The organism is Exiguobacterium sp. KKT215 (assembly GCF_055635335.1).
Window position 1 is genome coordinate 2,022,439 of record NZ_CM145756.1, and the last position, 22,186, is coordinate 2,044,624.

Genomic DNA, 22,186 nt, shown 5'->3' on the forward strand with positions numbered 1-22,186 from the left:
CTCTTGGTTACACTATTTTTTATTATAACGGAAAAATCATGTTTGAAAACGTTCATTCGATTACAGGTTATTTACAATAACGTTCATCTCAGTCCTGTCTCACCGTATATTAGTGTGCCTTCTTTTCGACAAAAAGGCAAATCAAAAAGCAAGCGCGTGAAAGCGCCTGCTTGGATTCTCTCTCGCAATCGTCACATATTTTTCAAGGTGAGCAGCACTGCCGTTTGAAGCACAGGTCGCTCCGTCTCATGCAGTTTGACAAAAAAGCTTTTCAAAAACGTTTTCACGTTATGCACGACGTGCCAATAGTGTTCGGGCTCGAGTTGCTGTATTTGTGCGCTCAATCGGGCAGGCAAGTCTTCTAACAGAACGATGAGCTCGTGTTCGTCCATCCCGCGCCCGAGCAAGGCGAAGATGGGATTCAGCAACCGCTCATCCTCGTCATGTATATAGATGTTTGGAATCAGCACTTTGCTCCATAACGCCTCGAGCATCTCGCCGAACTCCGTCTCGTCGAGGTATGGATGCAACGCGAGCTCGTCGAACGCATCGGCCACATGGGCGATGGAATGGGCCCACCCTTTTTCGGGCACGTATCCTCTCGTGTCGATTTCACAATCGAGATAGGCCAACAGCTTCGCCATCAGCATGTCGATGTCCGTCTCCGATAAAAATCTTTGCTGGCGGTCTTGATACACGATCAAGGCGATCAACAGCGTCGAGAACGCCCGCGTGAAGACGGTGTCCGATGCCGTCTCACCGATACCGTGGAACAAGTGGTATTTGAGCGTCGTGTGGAGCATATCCGTCAATTGTTCGTTCGTCAGGTGATTGTCTTCGATGATGAATCGATAGAATAACGTGTAAATCAACTGATCTCGAAGTTCGGGATCCGTCGAGCCAATGTGATGGAGCATGGATTGGATTACCCGCTCCTCGTTCAAGTCGTGCAATCGAACCGTCCCGTCCTTGGTGTCCGTCAATATCACTTTCAAATCCTGTTCTTGGTAGATGGTTTCCTCATTCATGCCTGATCACATTCCTCTTCGTAGGTCGTATGTAAACGTGTACTCTCGGTGTTCGACGACGGGTTGAACGATTCCTGTTACGGACCAACAACATCTAAAATATGGCTACGATGAAGACGGCGACTGAGCGTCAGGAAGTATGAAGTCTGAACAAAAAAGCAGACGCATATGCGCCTGCCCACTGTTCACCCGTTCATATATCCACGTTGCTTCATACTGACGTAATGGTCCTCCCCGATGATGACGTGGTCAAGACAAGCGATGCCGACGATATGACCAGCCTCAACAAGACGCTCCGACACTTCGATGTCTTCCCGGCTCGGGGTCGCGTCCCCGCTCGGATGGTTATGGACGGCGATGAAACAAGCAGCCGACAGCTTGAGCGCCTCGCGGAACACGTCGCGCGGATGGACAATCGACGAATTGAGCCCACCGACGAACAGCGTCTTCCGGGCGATGAGCTGGTTCTTCGTGTTCAAATACAGGCATCTAAACTAGATGTAAATACAGTATTTATTAATTCTGTATTTGTTTATTTGTCCTATACTATAATGAAAGAAGCGAAAAAAATTAAAAAGTCTCCTCCTCTAGGAGGCTTTTTAGTGGAGGGATAAATAGATGTTTGAGACGGTAATCACTTGGCTTGAATGGAATCCAGAATTTGGGGCATCAGACATGATAAGCGTTATAGTAGCATTTCTAACTTTAGGGGCAGTATTAATTAGTGCTCAAGCTTCAGCTAGCGCTAAAGAATCTGCAAAAATAGCAGAGCAGTCGACTAGACATATGGAAGAACAGACAATAATTATGACCAAACAATACGATCATGAGACTTTACCTATGATTTTACCTGTTAGTACTACTTTTTCAGCAAATTACCATTCTATACTTACCCAACTTAATAAAGATAATGACTGGACTGAATCTCATCCCGGAGATATGTATGTTGATATACAAAACGTAGGAAAAGGTAATGCCTATTACGTTCAATCTTGGATAGAACTTGAGAATATAGAGCACTTTTATAATATCTCTGAAATATCTTCTGAAAATCTGATGTCACCATTTGATCCTTATACAATCACTTTTTTCAAACATGAGCATATATATAACGAAATGATTATAAAAGAGTGGGACTTTTTAGATGGTAATAAATTAATGGCAATGAAAAAACTCCCCATTTTCCATACACCTTCAACAATTAGCTCATTGAAAACAAGTGAAACAACTCGTTTTGTACTTCCTTCTTATGTCCAAATATTAATCTTAGATTTCATTTCTAGGAGAGTAGACCCTGAGTACACCCCATCTGAAAATGACTACATATTTTATTTATATTGTCGTTATCGAACATCCAATCAATTCAATGGCAACGATTCTACTTTAGTTAAATTCAAAGTGAATATACATTCGATTAGACTTCAATTAGGAGCCGAACAAGGTTTTGAATTCTCAATTTATTTCGACCCAGTGAATTCTAATTTATAAAATGCTCTGAGTTGAATATCAGTTTTGTATCCAAATATTTTTGAGGCGATTTGTTCGATTTTAATTAAATGTACTATTTTTAAATTTGAACCCTTCACTTTTAACTATAGTAAACAAAAAGAGGTGAAGAAATTGGCGTCATACAAAAAAACAATCCGACGAGCAAACCCTAAAGAACTTAATTGGATTTATAAAAGGTTATCAGATGCACTAGAAACGAGGAATATAATCTTCAGTGTCGAAAAAATTTTAAGTGACAGAGTTTTGCTACATGTAAGACATGAAGATGAGCTGTTTTCAGTCTACTTGAAATTCAATGGGAGATTTGTAAAAGCAAAAGAACTTCCTAATCAACTTTAGAAAAATAAAATAAAGCTTCTTGTCTAATGCAAGAAGCTTTAAATACTTAACTTACGAATCATTACACATAATCCATTCGTTGATTGATATTCCGGAATCTCAAGGAATGAATTTCTTGCGTAAAAGCTCTTTAGTTTTTGATGGTTTTCGCATTCGAGATAAACAATTCTACCTCCAGATACTCGATGACTTTCCAGCACTTTGTCCATAGCAATGTTGAGTAACGATGATCCATCTATAGTGCTCAAAGCAAGAGCCTCTTCAGAATAATTTTTCCCGATTTGCCCAATTAAAATAGCAGAAATATTATAGTTGTCATGCTCAGTTTTATATCCAAATCCCATCAAGCGTCTTTTCATTGTTGTGGAAAGAGTTTTATAAGATTTTTTCGCAATCACTAAATTTTTATTTGCAATTGTGAAGTACCCAGCTAAAACCTGTCCACCCTCTTGTGAATCGAAAACTAGATATGTTCTACTAATTCCAGAACGCTCGTATTCAATGGCTTTGGTATGTAAATATTCTTCAACGTCGTGAGCTTTAGTAGACCCTTCTATTCTTCGAGACACAAAATTACGGAGAATCGAGTTAATACCGTCCTCCGTAATTCCATCAGTTTTTATTAAGTCGTACATTGCTAAAATTTCAATCGCCATTAGCCATTTAATTCCTTACGTTTAAATGCACTAACGATTGATAAAATATCTTGATCAGACTTAACGTCTCTCACTTGATGTGCTTCTTTCACATCTTTTACATCAGAAGGATTTACGATTGAAGCATTCTGTAAAGCGATCAGAAGATTGTCGCTTGATTTACGATTAAATTTAAAATCTGTAGTGAAACTTTGCGTTGCCATATTGTTTCCTCCCCCTAGAGTACACAATTCCCACATTTAAACAATAACATTTTAGTACGTGTTTGTACTGAAATGTCACAAATCATTCACCAAAAATTAAAAGTGAACAACTTTACTAAGAGTATTCCTTATTCGAAGTGTTGTCAAACTAGGAGAAGGTTAGTCAAGAACATTAGACAAATAACAACATTTTATTTTTTGTGTTTCAAGTTGTCTAAATGAAGTTGTGCTGCTTGTGCTGTTTTCGTTATGTTATTGTTCTTCCACCATACCCACACGATGCCTAAAAAAGTGATTACACCCGAAAAAGCCGTCGCGACCTCTTCTTCTGAGAACGGTAAAGGATTTAGCCCTTTCGAAATCAAGAACAAGTTAAAAAGTCCATACAATGGGACGATTAGACGTAGCAACGCCGCTATAATTGGATTCTGCATCAGATTTCCTCCACGTTGATTTTTTTCGCATTTTTCTTCAGTGCATCTGAAATCGAAAGTACAATACCCTCGTCAGCTGAGAACGCACCAACTTGTTTCCCATCCACAATCACTCGCTTAAGCTTGGGTTTTGGTTTAACGGTAGTCGGTTCAGACATTTTCACAGGCGTGTAATCAAAGTTATCACCAGATTGAGCAGGCAACCATTCGCCAGAAAACAGTTGATACCATCCGTTCTTTTTGGCATAAACATGACGGGTCTGTCCCTTCTCGACGATTGCGCCGGTCTGCGTCCCCCATTCTGGGCGGGCATATGCATGCACTTCCTTTTTGGTAATCAGCGAACCGATCTTGACTGCAGTTGCAGGTGGTTTGATGACAGGTCGAGAGGACGGCTTCAGTACAGGGTTCTTCAATTCATTGTAGCGTTTCGCAATCGCCGACTTGAATGCTGCGCCTCGTCCTTCATCAAGAATACGGTGAGGGCAATTCTTGCCGCTCCATTCCTTGTGGAAGCGAACCTTGTCCGGAGTCAATCCAAGTTCAATCAGCTTCCGGGCCGTATATTCGATTCCATTAGCTTCCGCTTCTTTGTAGCGTCGCCCACCAGATTTCGAATAACAGATTTCAAGGCTGTAAGATTCACGATTCCCCGTTCCGTTCGCCCCGTCGCCGGCATGCCAGGCGTTGCGATTCGGTTGGATGAGCTCCACGACTTCTTTGTCATCGACCACTGAATGGAATGACGTGGCGTCGTCATTGTTCGTCATATAATTCGCCTCATTGGCAGCCGACGCATCGTTCCATGTGTTATGAATGGTGAAGTATTTCGGTTTCATCGCATACGGTGCTTTTAGCGCATACTTGCTTGATGGCAACCATTCTTTACGCACTTTGTAACCCATTGTAATTCCCTCCTATACTCCTAGATATTTTCCGAGCAGTGCAATCAGCGCGACGAACAATCCGCCGCCACCACACAAGATACCGAGCCATTTAAAAAAGCCGTCCCACCAGGCACGACGAGTCTGTTCCTTATCCTTTTTTAAGTCGGCCGCACTCTCGCGTTCACTTCTAAATATGCCAATCAGCTCCTTGTTCTGTTCCGTGACATGAGAAAGGACCGCTTGCGTTTCACCAGACTTGGTCGCAAATTCGGTCCTTAATGAATTGATATTCTGGGTAAGCCCATCCACTTTCGTATTCGTCTCAGTTTGTGTCTTACCGTGGAGCGTAAGTTTGTCTCCAATCTCGTGCAAGAAGAGCCAGATGTTTTTATCTTCTTCTGCAAGTTTTTCATGTCCTCCCTCAAGAGTTTTCACCCGAGCAGGAAGGTCCTCAAGCTTTCCTACCCTTTCTTCCAAACGCCCCATGCGTTCATTCATATCGTTCACCTCCGATTCGTTCATGAATCTGATGACCCCCTTTGTAACAATGTTGTACTGTGTTTAAGCTGCATGCAGTATCTGCGATGAAAAATAAAAAAACGCCTTCGAGGACGCTCTCGTTACTCTTTAATTGAATTACAAAGGATTTTGTGGTGTCGCAATAATCGCGTCGGCTTCTTCTTTTGTCAGACGACCCACCTCTACTTGGTACAAAATATATGCCTCATCAACTCGACGTTCTCGCCACATTTTCACAGCAAAGTTATACATAAGACTCATTTCCCTCTCTCCTTTTAATTTGGTTTGATCTATGTCATAGCGCGCGATTATGGCCCCGTTAACATGACGACCATGTCTTCAAGGTTTGCGACGCTGTTCTTTAGTTGCATGTTCTCTTTTTCCAGTAAAGCGATTTTCTCATCAACAGTCATTTCGGTAGGTGACGGCTCTGGCAAATGACCTACGTCTATCCATGATCCATCAACGAAACGTGGTTTGACACATGGTTCCTCCCATGTCTCTAACGTTACGTAATCCGGTAATTCGTCGCCGAAAATTTCAACCGGCTCGATGAAATAGCCTGCGTCATCGTATCTGAATCCGACTTTAGCTTGGCTCATTGATAATCACTCCTTCTTATCGGTTTGGCTCTAAAGCGAACGATCCATATAGCGTTACGTTCGCTGCAGAAGTCGTTGCCGTGTTTAAAGTAAGCTGACCCGCAGTGTTCACAAAAAATTGAAGTGTTTGCCCATTGGGTGTACTAATCGGGATGTATGTTGTTTTCGATGGGCGTGCTGCTGCCACAAGCGTAGCGATGACGGTTCCAGAGCTTAGTCCATTCGGAAGTGTCACAACGGCCTCGAAGTAGACCCGACCATCTCCCTTAACGCCATATGAGTTACCCGAACCAAAACCGGACGCTCCTCCGGTGAAGGAAAAGTTGTACCAAGTGACGTCGTTAGTCGTAAATTGCCGCCACGATCCCCAGGTACCCGAAGTGCGAATCCTGTGATATACCTTTCCACTCGCTGATGAGAGAAAGAATTGGGTGTGTGATTGCGTTTCACTCGACCCTCTAGGAACGACTATCAACGTTCCGTTCGTCTCATTCGCAGGCGTGTTTATATGCGTCGAGTTCGTATTATAGTTTCCCGCATCAATAACCAGGTCTGCGTTTGTGTTCGGCATCGATTTAGCATCACCATTCACCTCGGTGAGTTTGGCCAACTGGGAGGCATCCCATTTAGTTCGTTCTGCGTCTGTGATAAATCGATGGCCAGAGTCTTCCGTGATCATTGTTGCTGGATGTGTGGACGGATGGATGTAATTGTTGGCGCCTGGTGCCACGCCATCCAATTTCCCTTTATCGAATGCCGACATCAGACCCGCAACCGAAGAGGTTGCCGTCGGTGTAGAGTTCGTAATCGTGACACTATCATTGGTAGCGTTCGGTGATAAAGAGATGTTCGTGCCCGCAATCAGTTCGAGCGTATCCGTCGCCAAATCGGCGGCAATCGTCGTTGCCCCGACCTTCACGTTTGAGAAAGCGTTCTGGTTCGTCTGTGCACCTGCGGCGATGCCGTCAAGTTTCGCTTTATCTGTCGAGGCCATGAACCCGTTCGATGACGTCGTCGCGACCGAGTGACCGTGACCCGTGTCTGACTTCCCATTGAGTTCCGTTTGGAGACCGGTCACGTCGCTGATAGCCGCGGATTGCCAAGAAATACTTCCGGCTGTGGAGCCTGCCTTCAAGAACTTCCCGTTGTTGGTCGTGCTCGTCGCAGGGACATGCAGGTTTCCATCTCCCGTCGGGTGGGCGTAGACCGTCGTGTTCACCCCGTCGATTGCGATCACACCGTTCGTCGCCGGGTTCGTGATACGGTTGGCACCTGTCGAGATGCCGTCCAGTTTCGTCTTGTCTGCAGCTGCCATGAATCCGGCCACGCTCGTCGTCGCATTGGCGTGGGTGTGAGACGTGGGGGACTTTCCATCGAGGGCGGCTTGAAGACCTGTGACGTCTGCGATTGCATGAATATGGGCGGATGGTGTAAATGTCGTCGGCTTGTTGAAGACATCTGTCCAATCGATGTTGGACCATAGCAATGATCCGGCGGTCGAACCCGCTTCAAGGAACTTTCCACCGTTCGTCGTACCTGTTGCGGGGACGTGTAAATTTCCATCCCCGGTCGGATGCGAATAGTTATTCGCATTGGTGGCGACCCCGTCCAGTTTCGTCTTGTCACTCGAGGACATGAGCCCATTCGCAGAAGTCGTGACGACCGCGGTAGATGCCTTGGCGTTCCATGCGGCTTTTTCGGCATCAGTCACGAAACGGTTGCTCGCATCCTGGACGATGATGCTCGCTGAATGGGTGGACGGGTGCGTATAGTTATTCGCATTCGCCGCGACGCCGTCCAGTTTGGTTTTGTCAGCGCTGGACATAAGCCCAGAAACGGTCGTTGTCGCATCTGGTGTCGAGTTCGTGATCGTCACGGTGTCGTTGGTCGTGTTCGGCGTGAGCGTGATGTTCGTTCCTGCAATCAGTTCAAGTGTGTCAGTAGCAGAATCAGCAACGACGGTGGTCGTGCCCACTTTTACGTTCGAGAACGCATTCTGGTTGGGTTGAGCGCCCGAAGCTATGCCGTCGAGCTTAGTCTTGTCACCGAACGACATCAAACCGTTCGCGGATGTCGTGGCGACAGTCGTCTCCGCTTTGGCGTTCCATGCGTTCTTGTCGGATACGGTGACATGTCGGACCGCATCATTCGTGTGATTTATAAGGTCGGTATCGACTTCGTTGATAGCTGCCACGACGCTTCCCTTCGCCGTTGTGACGAGTGAGGCCAGTGACCCCACCTTGACGTCGATGCCAAGCTTGGCGTCCGTCACCGAAGCGTCCGTGATGTTCGCCGTCGGGATGAGAGGAATCTGTGAAATCGGAATCTTTGTAGTGGCATCAAGAGTGGCGACTCCGTTGGCAGCCGCCCTTTGCGTGAGCGGAATCTTCGCGTCTGCAGATGCTTTCACCTCGTTGACTGCAGCCGTGACAGACATTTTTGCCGTCGTCGTGAGCGTGGTCAACGAGCCAATTTTAATGTCCGTCGCAAGATCGTTGTTCGTAATCGATCCGTCGGTGATTTGAGCGGAACCAATTGCAGGCAATTGTGTGGCCGTTAGCTTCCCGTCAGTCCCTAAAGTCGCAATGCCGCTTGCCGCACCTAGCTTTTCACTGTGTAATGCGTATTGATGCAACTCATTCAGTACTTGATAGACTGAGTTCCACTGCCAGTTGAAGTAATCAGCAGGTGGTTTCTGATTGAACTGCCAGCCGTTATCGATGAGCGATTGAGGTGGCTTCGTCCCAGTCGCACTCCACTGAGGGATTTGTTTCATGTATGGCATTCATTTCACCCTTTCTTAAATTGGTAGCTCTGTATCGTCATTGACCAAAAGACCTGATAATGTTCCGCCCGTGGTCAAGGCGGTATTTGCGAACCCTTCCGTCAATGTCTCGATTGTCGTTCCTGTGGCAAACGAGAACGTGCCTGCTAATTCGATAACGGCGACCCTCGTTCCCGCCGCAATGACGCGCTGCGTAATCAAGCCAAACTGATTGGCGCTCAAACCTGATTCGTTGAGGACGTCAAGCGGTAAACCAGTGATTGCAATGGCAGCGGGTTCGGGAGAATCAATGTCGTCATAGAGCTCTTTGATTTTAATCTTGTCCGGAGTCGTGTTCAGTGTCACGGCGAGTGCTTTGATGACGCCGTCGAACGTCCCGTCAGACAGGTTTCGGGCGACCCGGGCGCGTACCAGAATGCGCATGACCTCGTCCGTCGCCTGCCCCCTCGGTTGCCCCACGTTCTCACCGATGAGGTCGAGAGTCGTTCCCTCCGCCTGGTTGATGTCACGCCAAGACTCGATTCTGTTCAAGGTGTCGTTCACGTCGTCGATGCCCTCGGATATGATGACCAAGAGTTTCCCGACATTGCTGTTCGGGTTCTTTGTATAGGCGTCTGTCAGCTTTCTAAACAGGTCGAGAAATACACTCATATCAAACCACCGTCACTTTGCTAGGTGACGTCTGAGCGACCTCGTTCGATTGAATCACGATGTTCGATGTCCCGAGTGTTCCGGCTGTCTTTCCGATACGGATAGAAGCGTCGACGATTCCCGGTATAACGAAAACGGCCCGGGTCAGTTGAGAGATGAAGACGTCCTCTCCCATCTGGGAGCCGACATAAATGGTTCCGTCGCTCGCTGTTCCGCCGATGAGCTTGACGATCTCGTCTTTCACCCGTGTGATGCCGTCAACCGGAAAGGCGACGTTCGTCGTGATATCGATTTCGACTAAAATCTGTACCTCGACGGCAAAGTCGAACCGGATGACCTGCGGTTCTCCCGAGTCGTCAATCACCGTCACGGTCTGGGCGCCCATCGGTTTGATACCGGCCGCTTTCTTTGAGAAGATGGCTTCTGCGATGTCGTCCGGGTCACCACCGAGCACATAGGCGTGAATCGATTTCGGATCATTGCCGTTTACCACCACGTTCTCATAGTTCTCGATGACGGTCGCCGCTCGGACCCCAGGAACCGCGAGGACGGCCGCTCGGATAGCGTTCGCTGTTCCCGACCCACTGCCTGCAGATGAATCGAGCAGGCGGTTCAAGAGCTCGACATCCGTCTCGTAGTCTCGACCACCCTCTGATGCCTCTGGGTTGTTGACGGTCAGAATGTCGGTGTCGGGCTCCGCTTGGATGGTGATTGTACCGGCCGGCACGTTTCCGACGACACCGACATCCATGCATACGGCCTGACCGGTACCGGTCCCACCTGCAGACAAGATGACGTTCTCGGTGAGCACGAAATAGATGTCGTTCTGGGTCGTGTACTGCTGCCCTGCCGGTATGGTATAGCCTGACGTACCCGTGAAAGAAAGGGATACCGTCGAAGCCTGCTCCGTGTTCCGTTTCGTGTTGAAGAATGGCGTCAGATTGTCGAGCTGTACACCCTCCGCCTTTGTGATGAATCCCGAGTTGTAGACCTTCTCGGCGAGCTCCCACGCTTTAGCCAATCCCCAAGCGAAGAGCCGAATCAAGATACCGAGCGGCGAACGTTCGGACATGTTGATGTCATCACCGAACGCCTCCCGTGCCTTGACTTCCATCTCTGCGTAAAGTTCTGCATAGTTCTTTCGTTTGAATCCATTTCGATCTAGACCTATCAAATCTCCACCCCCTCAATCGTGATTGTCTCCCCATCCACTTTTTGAAGTTCCAACATGACGCCCAAAGAGCGGGCGACCCGATCGAACGCCGTGGTCAGATTCTCAACAGAAGAAATCCGTGTGTCATCCGTCGCCGCCTCGATGATGGATGCCCGTATCTCTTCCTCGTTGTACGGCTTGTTCTCGAACGGTTCGCGTCTCATACCGAAGTCGGCATTCAAGAACCACTCACCTTGGGCGGTCTCCATCGTCATACGTACCGATTGGGCAAGTTCCTCGTCTCCTTCAATCATCATGAAATCACCTGCAGTTATGACCAAATCGCCGTTCTGTATTTTCAACGTCCTCATAGTTCCAACACCCCCAATACGACGGCATCCCTCACGTCATGCATCCGATGCGAGTCCGGGTCGAACGGCTGCGCCTGTAGATTGTCGAGCGCCCGTTCCGAGAATGCGACGAAAACGACTTGGTTCGCACTCAATGCGCCCACGTGCTTGAGCACCGGTGCCCGCTCGATTAGCGGATATTTTTCCGATACCCCGCTCTTGTCGACAGTGAGGAATAGCAATTCGATGTCCGCCTCTCTTGAGCCGGCATGATACCGGACGACACGGGCGGGCGCGAACGTATGGACGGACAATCGGATGCGCTGTGAGAGAGCGTCGATGAATCTTGTATCATTCGCCATCAGACACACTCCACTTCTGTGTAAAAATCGGAACCTGTGGCCACGTGCTTCCCTTTTCGGGCGCGGTAACGACCGTTCGCCGTCTTCGACTTCAGTTCGATGATGCTCGCGACCGTGATACGATGTTGCAGCAGGGATTTGGCCGTGTAGCCTTGTGCATTATCGTTCTCGAACGGTTCGGGAGAACCCAGCAGGCCCGTCGCCTCTTCCAACGTGAACCGCTCGTCGAACCCCTCTTTCAATGGTCGAATGACAAGCCTACCCCGTCGATAGTAAAGGATGGCCCCACAGTCTCGGACGATTTCTTCCAAATTGTTTAGAATCAAGCCAGTGACGACGTATCCCTTTTTGTACACCTTGTTCCGGACGAGCTTCGGTGTGGATGCCAGTTTGATGCCAAGTACTGAGATAAGCTTCCGGATGATGACGTCCGCCTTCGTGTCTGCCTTGAAGCTGATCTGCAGCTTCTGTTCCTTGCTCTGCCCCTTCTTGGCACCCGACGTGTATTTCTCCGCCGGGTCTGCGGTCTTCGTTGTTACTTTAATCCGTGAGTAATCCTCGCCCTCGAGAACATAGACCGTCGTGATCTTGTTGACCCCCTCAGACCTCGTCAACGCCCGGGAGACGACGCCGGAAGCGATGACCCCGACATCCCCCCTATATCCGGCTTGCACGGTGCAACGGATGCCACGTTTGATTCTGGACACGCTGTCAGCGGAGAGGTTGTAAATCTCGACCTTACTCTCGTTCGGCTTGGAGTCATCATCGAACGGCACCTCGAAACGGATCTCAAGGCCCTCATCTCCCTCGCTGGAATACGTGGCCGTGTAGTTGCCCGCATCGAATGTCACTTTCTTGACCCGGCCGAACAATTGTCGGTTACTCATCGGCCGAATCCTCCTCTGCACCATCAAGGATGTATAAGAAGACCGAGTCGTTCATGTTCTCGTAGGTCACACACTCCGCTTTCATCCCGATGTCGAGCGGAATCAACGTCGGTGCCGGGATGTCGAAACGAGGAATGTTCTCCCAGAGCGGGCGACCGAGCACGAGCTTCTCTCCTAAAACGACCGGAACATCCTCACCATCGTCACCGATCTTGTAAAGGTGGACGGTGAAAAAGTCTCCTATCGCGTTGTAGTCGAACTGCAGCACAACCGTCTGTTGATAAAAATCGATTTCGAAACGTTCGGGCAGTTCCGCCTTGTCAAAGTTGATAACGTCATAGACTTCATTCGCATTCACAATCATTACCGCTCACCTCATTTCACTCTCAATTTGACGCCGATGGGTATCTGTCTGTCGGGATAGCGATTCCAGGCACGAAGCTGTGGGATGGATGTCCCATACTTGCCCGAAAGACCCCAATACGTGTCGCCTTTCTTTGAGACATGATAACGGGCCGTTGATGGTCTCGGCTTCGTCGATACCGGTTTCTTTTTCCCGCTCCGGGACGGCAGTTTCTGTGCCGGCTTTTGCTTTGGTGGCGCTTTGACCCATGGGCTTTTCGCAATCCGAATCTTCCGGATGGAGATGGATAGGGCGACACCGTTCCCGATGTCTGCCGAGTAATCCCGATTGATGTCCAAGATCACAACCTCGGAAGCTGTGGAACGCCCCACATAACGAAGGAGCGTCCCGTTCCGCATATATTCTCGTAACTTCTCGACCTTTGCCGAGGAATCGTTGCCCACGATGACGGCTGACAGGGACAGTTCTTCCGGCTTGGCCTCGATATGGTCCGTGAAGGGCTCACCACGCTCGACAGCGTATTCTGTGGCTTCCACTTGGTCACGGTATGATTCTTTTTCTACGTGGATGTTTATGTCTCCAAGCCTTGCCATCAGTAAGACACCTCCGGATCATATAAATCTAGCAAGTGGGCGAACGCCTCATCCATCGCGTCACGTACCTGCTGTCGAACATTGCCATCGCTTCCGGAATCGCCGCCATTGACTTGAATGGTCGGATTGAAGTTGATAGTCTGGTTCGAACTGTTGTTTGTGGTGCTCGATGACGAGCTCGTCTCCGGCGTGATGCCGGCGACCGGCTGTTGAACCGTCATCGCTATCTCACGGGATGCGCTCTCGACGAGTTTCATTCGGTCCTGCATCCCGACCGCGACCCCTTCCGTGGCGAAGCCACCGAGCGGAATCATGACACGGGCCGGTGAGTGGATACCCATCTTCTTCTTGAGGAAGTCAGGAATCATGTCAGCAAGACCACTGACCGCTTTCTTGACCGCTCCCATCGCGCTCGTGATACCCGAGACGAGACCTTGGATGATGTTCTTCCCGATAGACGAGAGGTTGATAGACTGCAAGAATGACTTGGCTGCGTTCCATCCGGTTTTGATGGCGGTAGTCACATTTTTCATCGCTGTCGAAACTACAGTCTTTAAAGCTTCGAATTTCCCACGGACTGTTTCGTAAATTGCACGAACGGCTCCATTTACCAATAATTTCGCCGCATTCCAAACCGAATGGATGATTGAACCGATCGCCTGCATCATATTGACCACGATGCTTCGTGCCGTAGAGAAGGATGAAGAAATCGACGCACGGATCGAGCCAACTGCCGCCGACACGGAGCCACGCAAGGCGCGCCAAATCGTCGTGACGACCGTTTGAATCGCACGCATCGAACCGAAAATGATATTCCGATAGAGATTGAAGTAAGCCATCACGAGCGACTTGATACCGTTCACGCCGGCCATGAAAATACCCTTGATGAATGCCCATGCCGAGCGAAGGATTCCCCCGGCCATCGTGCCAAATGTACGGAGTGGACCGAGCAATCGACCGATGAAGTACAGGTTAATCAGACCCCACGCCATCTGGAGCGCACCCATTAGAATCTGCTTGATGGCGGCCCATAATTCGGACCAGTTTCCCGTAAAGAGTGCGGAAAATGCGCGAATGATGCCCATGATGATTTGAATCGCACCATTGATCACATTTTTTATGGCATTCCACGTTCCGACGATGATGGACTGCACGAGAGGCCAGATAAAGACAAGCGCCGCACCTATTCCGGCCATGACAATCTTGATGAAGCCCCACAAATTTTGAAGCGCCTGCATAATCATGGCGCCGTGCTGATTCCAGAATTGTTGGATTTGCTGAAGCTTTTGCTGGATAAAGACACCGACCGCACCGATTGCCTGCATGATGTACGGTTTGATGAAGGCGAACACTTCGACCGCCTTCGCTTTTATTTGGTTCCAGGCGTTGATAACGCCATTCCGGAACGTCTCATTTCGAGTCCATAGCAAATAGAACGCCGCGGCTAATGCCACGATGATTGCCGCTACGACGAGCACGGTACCACCCATCGCGGCAAGTCCTGCCACGAGCGGTTTGATTAATAACCAGACCGAGGCGAACGCAGCCTTCATCCCGTTGAACAATCCGATCCCGACCGCAAGCGGTGAGAGCAGGAGCGTCAAGATTGGGAGTAGAGAAAGGAAGCCGAAGACCATCTTGCTCAAGATCGGATTCGACTCGGCTATCCTTGCGAAGAATGCACCCATGACGGTACCGACATGGACGACCTTCGAGGCGATGAGGCTGAACATCTCAATGAACGGCTTGAGTGCCACCGCCCAGACGTTCTTGAACTTCTCGACCTCGACGCCTAACGGCATGAGCGAGTCCTGTAGCTCCTTGACCTTCTTCTGTGTCTCGGACTTCAGTTTCGCGAGCTCTGTGGTCGCCTGCTGTGTGGCGAGCTTTGATTTCTCGCGCCATAACCCGACGTATTTGTCTAGTTCGGGTTGAGTCATCCGGTTGAGTGCAGCCACTTCCATCGCCGCCGCCGGCCCTGCCTTTTGAAGCTCCTTGATGAGACCCTCGTCGACGCCTTTGGCCGTCAGTTCCTTCAAGCTGGTCATCCACGTCTTAATGGACGTGACCTGGCTTTGAAGTGCGGACATGATGTCCCACTTTTTGATGGGCTCGAGCGATGCCTTTTCAAAGAGTCCAGTGAAGTTCCGGATCTCGTTGACCCGTTCGGCGAACGCTTGCTCGTAGACGGCTGTGACTTCTGCCTGTCTCGCCCTCACTTCAGCCGGGTTCGGACCCATGGCGGCTTTCGTGAGCGCCGCGAGCATGATGCCAGATACGACCGCGGCACCGAGAGCTACCATTTGGAACCGCATGACCCCTTGCGTGATGAGCATGGTCATGTCTTGGAGTTCCTTCATGTTGGCCGTAGGTCCGAGCATCTTAAGCGCCAAGACAGCAGGCTGCCCCGCCTTGGCGATGTTCTCGAGACCGTTTGTGATTGCAAGTAGCGGTTTGTTCACCGAATACATTGGGTTTTTCATCCGGTCAAAGTTTGCCGCAATCTTCTCAGACGAGTTCGAACGGGCGAGCATAGTCCCGACGGATTGGATGAACGACATCTTGGCCATCTCGTTGTTGGCCATCATATTGTCCATGACCTTCTTGTGGGCTTTGCCCATCTTCTCGACTTCGATTATGAAATCACCGGCCGTGCCTTTGTAATCTTTCGCCGACTTCGACAGTTTGAAGAAATCATATTGCGTCTTAATGAGTTCGTTTCGGAATGGCTGCATCGCCTTCCTTTGGGCCGTGTATGCATCCGTCATCTCTCGGCGCATTTCAAGCGCTTCTTGCGACATCCCGCGCGTCGACATCATCATCCAGTTCGTCGAATCGGACATGCGACGATAGTTCCGGACGACCTGACCACTCACACCATTGATTGTGTTAGCCATAGCCATCGCATTGCGTGTCACGTCATTGATTTGATTGTTGATGCCACGGAGCGGATTGGCGTCGGCCATGATGTCGAGTGCAATGTCGGTATCCCGTAGAGCCATTTATTTCACCCCTTTTTCTTCGGTTTGTTCGCCTTCTTCTCGAGCTCGATGTGGATGTCGAGAGCGGCATTCGCCTCCATGAGCGTATGCAAGTCCATCTGGGAGACTTCCGTCCAGCTGATTTTGCCGCTCATGACGAGGCGCCACAATGCCCACTCTTGGCGGGCCATATTCTTATAAACCGTCTTGGATAACGGTTTAGCCCATAAGAAAGGTTGAAGCCTCTTTCATAAGCTCGTTGAAAGCTGCGTTGCCCATCTCGTCTGCAGTGTCCCATGAGACACGTGGCGAGACGATGACGTGCTTCATCAATTCGTCATAGAATTTTTCCTCGACGAGGTTCCCGTTGATGTCCTTGGCGCGATCGCGCAGTTGCACACCGGCACGAACGCCTGGATGTTGCAACATGTATTCTTTTTCATCGATTGTCACTGTCTTTTGGTTGTTTGCATTTTTAGCCATTGCGAGTATCTCCCTTTTCGTAGCCATATTGTTTTTAGTCTCCTTAAAAAAGCGGGACCCGTGAGCCCCGCAAATTCTTAATTATCCGTGAAATCAAAGACGCGAATCTCGACTTCTCGGTCTTCCACCTCGTTCGAGAGCGTTCCGGACGGTGATTTGACGACCATCGCCTGTGTTCCGCCGACCTTCTCGTCTGGCGTAGTGACCCAAATCGGGAACATCGCCCGTGAGTTGGCCAACTGTTTGATATAGGGCAATGACGGCGACGTCTGCGACAACGTGATTGTGATTGTCCCGAGCGTGTTGTTGGTGATGGCGACAGCCACGTCACCGAACGCATCGACCTTGGCATTGAAGTTGTCCTCGTCTTTCTCCCACTCGACGAACGAGCCCTCAGCGAATCCCGTCAAAAAACGGCTGCCTAGGTTGACGGATGTATCACGTGCATCAACTGAACGTACTTGTGACATTTGTTTCCCTCCTCAATTAGATACGAATTTGGCCTTTGACCCGGGCCTCATGGATGGCTCCGGCGAGTCCGAATTCGAAAGATAGTCCTGCATATACGCGAGCGGCACGGTCACCAGGGTCTACCTGATCACGAGACAACGTCGAGATCATGTAATCTGGCAACTTGTCGCCCGTCTGCGCCACAATCCCTTGATTGAATGCACGTTGAAGCGTCGTCGTGGCCGCTCCGTCAATCAAGCCGATACCACGGGCGTCATATGGGACCTTGTCGGCGTTTTGGAGCGCGTATTGAATCTCGTTCTCCATGTCCACCTTGACGAAGTCCTTTCCGTGAAGCGCATCGATGAACTCCCCGGTCGCGTCGATTCCGTCCGTGAGCTGTCCCTTGCCTGCCTTGTAGACATAGGCGAGAGCGTTGTCCGTCTCGACCTCTGCAAGCTCCGTCTCTGTGAGATATCGCGGTGTAATCCCTACGAAATTCCCTTTGAACTTCCATGTGATCGAACCGACCGGGAGTGAGCCGAGCGAACCGACAGCGGCCGCATCGAGATGCTCGCCTGCGATGTTGTGGTCAAACACAATTGTGCGCTTCTTATCTTTGAGCGCCTCTCGTCCAATGTTGTCGTCCACGAGAGCGGCGAAGAACTTGAAGTCTTTTGCTTCGACGAGGTTCGCAACTTCGAGTTGGTCTGCAGCAACATCGTTCGCGAGCAAGACGAAGTGCCAAGCTCGGTTGTAAAACGCATTGAGTGATGCCTCTGGTGCTCCAGTCTCGTAAGTGGCGACTGATACGACATCCGGCCGATTGTTCTGTGTGAACACGGTTTCCGCTTTCGCATGGGCCGGTGTGCCGTCCGCGTAATCGAGCGCCAATGCTTCGAGTGATACATATTCCTTGTAAGTTGGTGCGCCGACCTTTTCCGTGAGGATGAGGACACGTCCTAGTCCAATACGGGGAGCGGGAGACGACACACTGATGTCGACGGTTACGTCTTTTAATGGCATGTGATACCCTCCTTAATTTTCCGGTATGGTGACCGTTTCAATGACTTCGAATTCTTGTTGCGTCTCGATATGACGAATCCGGAACCGTACATCGAGCCCGACACGACGCTCGCTATCAATCGTCAGGAATGTGTCTCGGTTTTGGAACCCTTCGAGCCGTACGACCGTGATTCCCGAGTCTCCTAGCGTCTGTCTTGCGTTCCGTATCTTGAACAGCATCGCCGTCTCGTGAGCGAGTGCCTGTGCCTCAGTAGCGCTCTGTGAGTGCCATGTTATTGAAAAAACTAATTCTACGTCCTCTATGATGTCTTGACCGACCTCGGCGTGAGAGACGGGCAAATAGGGCGATGTGATGGTGTAGGAACAGAATGGATATGCGGGTTGCGGCGCATTCCCCGCTTGGAGAACGACCTCATGGCCCGTGTTCGTCTTGATATGTGAGATGATGGTGCTTTTGATAGCCTCATAGTCGATCATGGCGTCACCTCGTTGAAGGCGCTGACGTGTTTCAGTGTGTACGAGTTGAAATCCCCGTAATCCTCGAACGGAATCGTCGCCTCAACATGGAACGTCTGACTTTTGTATTGGATTTTTGCCTTCGACGGGATGACGACCGACTTGGAGATGATGAGTGTTCGGTCCGCATCGGTCAATCGTCCACCTGATTGATAGATTTGACGTTGCGTGAGCGGTACTAGAACTCCCGCATGTGTCGTCGTAATAGGCACCCCTACTTCCCACTCTCCCACATGGTCGAAAGCTCCTGCTGAATCTATCTCGAGTTGGAATAACACACTATATTTGTCTATCAATCGCTTGAACCGATAAAGTTCTGGCATTGTGTCCCTCCTTACTCGATTTTGTGGTCCATCGAGCCAATCATGTTGCCGGTGTCGACGAGTGGGTTGCTAGAACTCTTCTCACGTACCGTTAATTCCACGTTCGCCGGGTCTCTCAAGTCTCGGGCGAAATCTTGAAGCTTCCCCTTCGCCTCGAGAGCCAGTGCATACAGGAGAGCATCAGCAGGAACTCCGTTGAGAATAGCCTCACCGATGAGTTTCTGATATTTCTCGACGATTGCGGGTCCATGTTCATCCCATCCGGCCCGAATGAACGATCGTTCCGGGATTTTGATGTGTGTCGTAGTCTTTTTCAAGCTAATCCCGAACTTGTAGCGAAAATAACCACGCATTTTGTCAGTGACCGGGATATCGGCCCCGAACTCATGGACCGCTGCCAACATTTGCGTATGACCCGTCCCAAAATACCCGACTTGTACCCGACGTCCATTGAAGGAATCGGCGGATGAAATCGCTTGTGGTATACGATTTTTGTCACGAATTCGGATTTTAGCCTTCACGTGACATCACCCTTTAATTTCAAACTTCGATTTCTCTTCACGGGCTTTGCTTCCGTCGATTCAGGTGCTTTCTCTTTTTTCTGCTCGGAAACGATCTGGTAGCCGACGGGCTCGTAAAAAATTACGAAGTCACGTTCATCAACCTCGAGGACGTTTCTGTTTTTTTCAATTTTGACCATTTCATGTCACCCCTCTCATCATCGTTGGTATCCCGTGTATGGGTTAGTGACGGTGACAAACTTTAGCTTTTTATATTTCCGCCATAGACCGAAGACGTTAGCGTATTTGACCCGCTCGTCTGAGGAGACGATGAATGTCTGGCTCATTCCTCCAACTGATTCGGATGCAACACCCTCGCGCCCGACCGACGACTCATCGATTTGAATCATGAGCGCCATGCCCTTCTTGATTGGACCGGGCAGGATGAGGACACCGAGTTCGTCACGAAACGAATCATTGCACCATTCCGCGCAGAACTCATAGGCATCCACGATATCTTCTTTCAGCTTCTCCTCCTGGGTCGTTTCATCCGTCGGGATGTCCAAACGTCGTTTGAATTCCGGGAGCAAAGCGAGCAATTCCTCATTCGTCAGTGTCGCCATCGTCGTCACCTTCTCCCTGCTTGCCCTCGAGCGCTGTGATTAGTTCGTCTTTTTTCATGGAGTTGTATCCTTCGACACTTGCTTCCTTGGCCATTTCCCTAAGTTCTTCCACCTTCAATTCCTTTAGCGACTTCTTTTCAAGCTCCGTTTCCGCATTAACTTTTTCTTCTGTTTCTGCCTTTAGTCGTCGCATCCGGTTGAATGCTGCCATTCCCATCTGTATCACCTCCATAAAAAGAAATAAGAGAGCGACATGCGCCCTCTTATCCAAGTTTGTGTTTGTACTGTACGATACGGACTTTCTTCGGATCATAGACACGGGTCCAGTTAGCCGCTGTCGCAATCTCTGCGTTCGTCGGTGACACGCCTGCGACAGACGCCTCGGTCCATTTCACGCCACGTGGATGAAGGACCATGTGACGACGGTTGATGAGGTAATCTTCCCCTTGAAGCGAGTCACGGTCCGTTTCAGTCGGAACCTTCGGAGAACCATTCGCAAACCCGAGGGCACCGCGGCCGAAGAGGTATGACGTGTACACGCCACCCGATACCGGCATGTTGTCATCGACGATGATGTCGAGACCGCGGTATTTTGCGATTGGACGTCCTTGCGAGTCTGGGATGAAGTCAATCATGTCTTTCTCAAGCATAGCTGCGTATGTCATCGAGTGGACTCCGATTGCCACGAGTGCATCGTATGCATCACCAAGTTTAAATTGTGCAGTGAGGAATCCTTTCGACGAGAACATTTCCGTCCCGTCAGTTGCCGCTGATGGGTTATAGACGTTCGCCGACATCGAAGAAGATGCGAACATTCCTGCTAGCGTTGCAACAAGGATACGTTGCTCATCGCGCACCCAGAAATCAGAAACAAGTTCTCCGATGGCGTTCATTGGATCAGATCCGGCAAGAGCTCCAGCGAGATCGTTTGCTCCCCAAGCCTTACCGCGCATATGGAGGCGAGCAATGTCTTGTCCCGTTGTAATTTTAGCGACAGAGAGTGGATCAGTATCAGAAAGGACTTCCGATTCACCGCCAAGGTCATCCCAGTACGGCATATGAATCATATTTCCGCCAGCTTGGGTGTTCTTGTCGAGCTCTGGATTCGTAGCAATGATTCCAGAACGGACGAGAGCTGATTTTTCAGTGGTGCGGTTAAGCACGTAAGGGTTGAATACCTCTGGGACGATGACGTCCGCGATTTTTGTTGACATAGGTGTAGCCTCCTAGAAAGATAGTTTATTAAATCGTAAGCCCGTGCTGTGCTGCCATCTGACGAGCACGTTCCGGGTCTTCACGGAACATCTTGCCTTGTTCGGTAAGATTGAAATGCTCTTTCGACCAAGGGTTGTTTACCGAGCTGCCTGCTCCGCCGCCTCCACCTGGTGTACCGCTGTGATTTTTGAATGTTGCTTGAACCTCAGCTTGGACTGCTTCTTCCATAAACGTCTTGAGGGTCTTGACCCGCTCGACTATGGAATCTTCCGAATCAGCAAGCACGAAATCGGCGAATTTTTGTGGAAGTTTGGCTTCATCCAGCTTGTCGCGCACAATCAAGCGATTCTCGCGGTCTTTCAATTTCGTCTCACGGTCCTGGAGTTCTCCTTCCAGACGTTGACGCTCCAGCTCTTGTTGCTGCTTTTCATAGTCAGACCGCTCTTTGTCGGTCATCGCGTTCTTTTTGAGCTCTTCCAATTGCTTGTTGAACGCATCGAGCTGTTTTTTGAGCGTTGAGTTCTCTTCCACAAACTTGTTCACACGTCGATCGATTTCTTTCTCGAACTCTTCCTTCGTGAATGTTGGGACGCCGCCTTCAGGTGTATTCGGTTGAGGCAACGGGTCTCCAGGTTGATTTGGGTCGCCCGGAGGTTCAGAAAAGAATTGAATCGGTAGTTCGAGTGCATATTTTTTCTTTCGTTTCAACATGAGAAAGTCTCCTTTTCGCGTTATCATGTCGCCGCC

The 22,186-nt window shown here is 49.7% G+C and carries 30 protein-coding genes and 1 pseudogene; 1 reads left to right on the forward strand and 30 read right to left on the reverse strand.

The features are described from left to right. Positions 1 to 191 precede the first annotated feature (191 nt). Both ACZ2GZ_RS10515 and radC read right to left on the reverse strand, forming a co-directional pair. Positions 192 to 1,028 (reverse strand): DUF2785 domain-containing protein, encoded by an 837-nt coding sequence (locus tag ACZ2GZ_RS10515; RefSeq protein WP_470295205.1) that lies wholly within the window; start codon positions 1,026 to 1,028, stop codon positions 192 to 194. 185 nt (positions 1,029 to 1,213) lie between these two features. Then, positions 1,214 to 1,522, reverse strand: a pseudogene (radC, locus tag ACZ2GZ_RS10520) (RadC family protein); the annotation flags it as partial. A gap of 124 nt (positions 1,523 to 1,646) precedes the next feature. Between radC and ACZ2GZ_RS10525 the strand changes: the two are divergent. Beyond that, entirely contained in the window at positions 1,647 to 2,516 is an 870-nt protein-coding gene (locus tag ACZ2GZ_RS10525; protein WP_470295206.1) for a hypothetical protein, read from the forward strand. Between the two features lie 398 nt (positions 2,517 to 2,914). On the opposite strand, the gene ACZ2GZ_RS10530 is transcribed toward ACZ2GZ_RS10525, so the two are convergent. The 28 genes from ACZ2GZ_RS10530 to ACZ2GZ_RS10665 all read right to left on the reverse strand — a co-directional run bounded on the left by ACZ2GZ_RS10530 (position 2,915) and on the right by ACZ2GZ_RS10665 (position 22,150). Continuing rightward, the gene (locus ACZ2GZ_RS10530) at positions 2,915 to 3,532 is read right to left on the reverse strand and encodes a GNAT family acetyltransferase (RefSeq protein WP_470295207.1); all 618 of its coding nucleotides are present in this window, start codon (positions 3,530 to 3,532) and stop codon (positions 2,915 to 2,917) included. Next, a complete protein-coding gene (locus ACZ2GZ_RS10535; RefSeq protein ID WP_470295208.1) occupies positions 3,532 to 3,735 on the reverse strand; it encodes a hypothetical protein in 204 nt (67 codons plus the stop codon). Before ACZ2GZ_RS10535 ends, ACZ2GZ_RS10530 begins: the two co-directional genes overlap by 1 nt. A gap of 191 nt (positions 3,736 to 3,926) precedes the next feature. After that, positions 3,927 to 4,169 carry a phage holin gene (locus tag ACZ2GZ_RS10540; RefSeq protein WP_470295209.1) on the reverse strand — a complete coding sequence of 81 codons (243 nt, stop codon included), beginning with the start codon at positions 4,167 to 4,169 and terminating at the stop codon, positions 3,927 to 3,929. Next, the gene (locus ACZ2GZ_RS10545) at positions 4,169 to 5,074 is read right to left on the reverse strand and encodes a peptidoglycan recognition protein family protein (protein WP_470295210.1); all 906 of its coding nucleotides are present in this window, start codon (positions 5,072 to 5,074) and stop codon (positions 4,169 to 4,171) included. Before ACZ2GZ_RS10545 ends, ACZ2GZ_RS10540 begins: the two co-directional genes overlap by 1 nt. A 12-nt stretch (positions 5,075 to 5,086) precedes the next feature. Beyond that, positions 5,087 to 5,554 (reverse strand): hypothetical protein, encoded by a 468-nt coding sequence (locus ACZ2GZ_RS10550; RefSeq protein ID WP_470295211.1) that lies wholly within the window; start codon positions 5,552 to 5,554, stop codon positions 5,087 to 5,089. 138 nt (positions 5,555 to 5,692) lie between these two features. Next, positions 5,693 to 5,836 carry a hypothetical protein gene (locus tag ACZ2GZ_RS10555; protein ID WP_470295212.1) on the reverse strand — a complete coding sequence of 48 codons (144 nt, stop codon included), beginning with the start codon at positions 5,834 to 5,836 and terminating at the stop codon, positions 5,693 to 5,695. A 47-nt stretch (positions 5,837 to 5,883) separates the two neighbouring features. After that, on the reverse strand, positions 5,884 to 6,177 hold the full coding sequence (locus tag ACZ2GZ_RS10560) for a hypothetical protein (protein WP_470295213.1): 294 nt from the start codon (positions 6,175 to 6,177) through the stop codon (positions 5,884 to 5,886). Between the two features lie 16 nt (positions 6,178 to 6,193). Continuing rightward, positions 6,194 to 8,962, reverse strand: a complete 2,769-nt coding sequence (locus ACZ2GZ_RS10565) for a hypothetical protein (protein WP_470295214.1) — start codon at positions 8,960 to 8,962, stop codon at positions 6,194 to 6,196. A 15-nt stretch (positions 8,963 to 8,977) separates the two neighbouring features. Next, positions 8,978 to 9,613, reverse strand: coding sequence for a hypothetical protein (locus ACZ2GZ_RS10570; RefSeq protein WP_470295215.1), 636 nt, complete (start codon positions 9,611 to 9,613; stop codon positions 8,978 to 8,980). Between the two features lies 1 nt (position 9,614). Continuing rightward, a complete protein-coding gene (locus ACZ2GZ_RS10575; protein WP_470295216.1) occupies positions 9,615 to 10,787 on the reverse strand; it encodes a baseplate J/gp47 family protein in 1,173 nt (390 codons plus the stop codon). After that, positions 10,784 to 11,137, reverse strand: a complete 354-nt coding sequence (locus tag ACZ2GZ_RS10580; protein WP_470295217.1) for a contractile injection system sheath initiator — start codon at positions 11,135 to 11,137, stop codon at positions 10,784 to 10,786. Before ACZ2GZ_RS10580 ends, ACZ2GZ_RS10575 begins: the two co-directional genes overlap by 4 nt. Further along, positions 11,134 to 11,478 carry a Gp138 family membrane-puncturing spike protein gene (locus tag ACZ2GZ_RS10585; protein ID WP_470295218.1) on the reverse strand — a complete coding sequence of 115 codons (345 nt, stop codon included), beginning with the start codon at positions 11,476 to 11,478 and terminating at the stop codon, positions 11,134 to 11,136. The genes ACZ2GZ_RS10580 and ACZ2GZ_RS10585 overlap by 4 nt, the downstream gene beginning before the upstream one ends. Beyond that, positions 11,478 to 12,365, reverse strand: a complete 888-nt coding sequence (locus tag ACZ2GZ_RS10590) for a phage protein (RefSeq protein WP_470295219.1) — start codon at positions 12,363 to 12,365, stop codon at positions 11,478 to 11,480. Before ACZ2GZ_RS10590 ends, ACZ2GZ_RS10585 begins: the two co-directional genes overlap by 1 nt. Further along, positions 12,358 to 12,729 carry a phage baseplate plug family protein gene (locus tag ACZ2GZ_RS10595; protein ID WP_470295220.1) on the reverse strand — a complete coding sequence of 124 codons (372 nt, stop codon included), beginning with the start codon at positions 12,727 to 12,729 and terminating at the stop codon, positions 12,358 to 12,360. The genes ACZ2GZ_RS10590 and ACZ2GZ_RS10595 overlap by 8 nt, the downstream gene beginning before the upstream one ends. 11 nt (positions 12,730 to 12,740) lie before the next feature. Beyond that, positions 12,741 to 13,322 (reverse strand): LysM peptidoglycan-binding domain-containing protein, encoded by a 582-nt coding sequence (locus ACZ2GZ_RS10600; RefSeq protein WP_470295221.1) that lies wholly within the window; start codon positions 13,320 to 13,322, stop codon positions 12,741 to 12,743. Next, positions 13,322 to 16,324 (reverse strand): phage tail protein, encoded by a 3,003-nt coding sequence (locus ACZ2GZ_RS10605; protein ID WP_470295222.1) that lies wholly within the window; start codon positions 16,322 to 16,324, stop codon positions 13,322 to 13,324. The genes ACZ2GZ_RS10600 and ACZ2GZ_RS10605 overlap by 1 nt, the downstream gene beginning before the upstream one ends. Before the next feature lie 5 nt (positions 16,325 to 16,329). Beyond that, a complete protein-coding gene (locus tag ACZ2GZ_RS10610) occupies positions 16,330 to 16,494 on the reverse strand; it encodes a hypothetical protein (RefSeq protein ID WP_470295223.1) in 165 nt (54 codons plus the stop codon). Between the two features lie 28 nt (positions 16,495 to 16,522). Continuing rightward, positions 16,523 to 16,786 carry a hypothetical protein gene (locus ACZ2GZ_RS10615; RefSeq protein ID WP_470295224.1) on the reverse strand — a complete coding sequence of 88 codons (264 nt, stop codon included), beginning with the start codon at positions 16,784 to 16,786 and terminating at the stop codon, positions 16,523 to 16,525. Between the two features lie 77 nt (positions 16,787 to 16,863). Next, entirely contained in the window at positions 16,864 to 17,256 is a 393-nt protein-coding gene (locus tag ACZ2GZ_RS10620) for a phage structural protein (RefSeq protein WP_470295225.1), read from the reverse strand. 16 nt (positions 17,257 to 17,272) lie between these two features. Further along, the gene (locus ACZ2GZ_RS10625; RefSeq protein ID WP_470295226.1) at positions 17,273 to 18,262 is read right to left on the reverse strand and encodes a DUF3383 family protein; all 990 of its coding nucleotides are present in this window, start codon (positions 18,260 to 18,262) and stop codon (positions 17,273 to 17,275) included. Positions 18,263 to 18,274: 12 nt separating this feature from the next. Beyond that, complete coding sequence (locus ACZ2GZ_RS10630) at positions 18,275 to 18,739, reverse strand: phage neck terminator protein (RefSeq protein ID WP_470295227.1); 465 nt, start codon at positions 18,737 to 18,739, stop codon at positions 18,275 to 18,277. Further along, positions 18,736 to 19,101: a hypothetical protein gene (locus ACZ2GZ_RS10635; RefSeq protein ID WP_470295228.1), complete on the reverse strand. Its 366-nt coding sequence runs from the start codon at positions 19,099 to 19,101 to the stop codon at positions 18,736 to 18,738. The genes ACZ2GZ_RS10630 and ACZ2GZ_RS10635 overlap by 4 nt, the downstream gene beginning before the upstream one ends. 11 nt (positions 19,102 to 19,112) lie before the next feature. Continuing rightward, complete coding sequence (locus ACZ2GZ_RS10640) at positions 19,113 to 19,622, reverse strand: hypothetical protein (RefSeq protein WP_470295229.1); 510 nt, start codon at positions 19,620 to 19,622, stop codon at positions 19,113 to 19,115. After that, positions 19,619 to 19,801: a hypothetical protein gene (locus tag ACZ2GZ_RS10645; protein ID WP_470295230.1), complete on the reverse strand. Its 183-nt coding sequence runs from the start codon at positions 19,799 to 19,801 to the stop codon at positions 19,619 to 19,621. The genes ACZ2GZ_RS10640 and ACZ2GZ_RS10645 overlap by 4 nt, the downstream gene beginning before the upstream one ends. An 18-nt stretch (positions 19,802 to 19,819) precedes the next feature. Next, complete coding sequence (locus ACZ2GZ_RS10650; RefSeq protein WP_470295231.1) at positions 19,820 to 20,224, reverse strand: head-tail connector protein; 405 nt, start codon at positions 20,222 to 20,224, stop codon at positions 19,820 to 19,822. Continuing rightward, a complete protein-coding gene (locus tag ACZ2GZ_RS10655; protein WP_470295232.1) occupies positions 20,205 to 20,441 on the reverse strand; it encodes a Rho termination factor N-terminal domain-containing protein in 237 nt (78 codons plus the stop codon). The genes ACZ2GZ_RS10650 and ACZ2GZ_RS10655 overlap by 20 nt, the downstream gene beginning before the upstream one ends. Positions 20,442 to 20,487: 46 nt before the next feature. Further along, complete coding sequence (locus ACZ2GZ_RS10660; protein WP_470295233.1) at positions 20,488 to 21,438, reverse strand: major capsid protein; 951 nt, start codon at positions 21,436 to 21,438, stop codon at positions 20,488 to 20,490. A 28-nt stretch (positions 21,439 to 21,466) separates the two neighbouring features. Continuing rightward, positions 21,467 to 22,150 (reverse strand): capsid assembly scaffolding protein Gp46 family protein, encoded by a 684-nt coding sequence (locus ACZ2GZ_RS10665; protein WP_470295234.1) that lies wholly within the window; start codon positions 22,148 to 22,150, stop codon positions 21,467 to 21,469. Between the last annotated feature and the right edge of the window lie 36 nt (positions 22,151 to 22,186).